Raw genomic sequence first — 294 nt, 5'->3', positions numbered from 1 at the left:
ATGCCTTCCGTATCGTCATCACCTTCTCCGATCCAGAAATGCTTAATGACGAGCCAAGCCAGGTACAGCGCGCCGAGCACTTTGATCCACCAGAACTTAATGAGAAGCATCCCGATTCCGATAAAGATAAAACGGAAAATATATGCCCCGAACAATCCGTATGTTAATGCTTTCTTCCGCTGTTTTTCAGGCAGATGCCTTACCATAACCGCAAGCACTAACGCATTGTCGGCCGACAGCAGCCCTTCCAGCAGAACCAAGGAACCGATCAGCCCCCATGATACAGGGTCAGTC

The 294-nt window shown here is 49.7% G+C and carries 1 protein-coding gene; it reads right to left on the bottom strand.

The genetic code is table 11. The annotated features are described in order from the left end of the window. The coding region (locus SB660_RS19850; RefSeq protein WP_410583991.1) for a TerC family protein at positions 1–294 on the bottom strand (294 nt) is incomplete at both ends.

The sequence above is a fragment of the Bacillus sp. SIMBA_005 genome (genome assembly GCF_046535585.1).
Taxonomy (GTDB): domain Bacteria; phylum Bacillota; class Bacilli; order Bacillales; family Bacillaceae; genus Bacillus; species Bacillus pumilus.
Note: the sequence above shows the minus strand (reverse complement) of the source record. Positions and strands in the feature narration are given on the sequence as shown.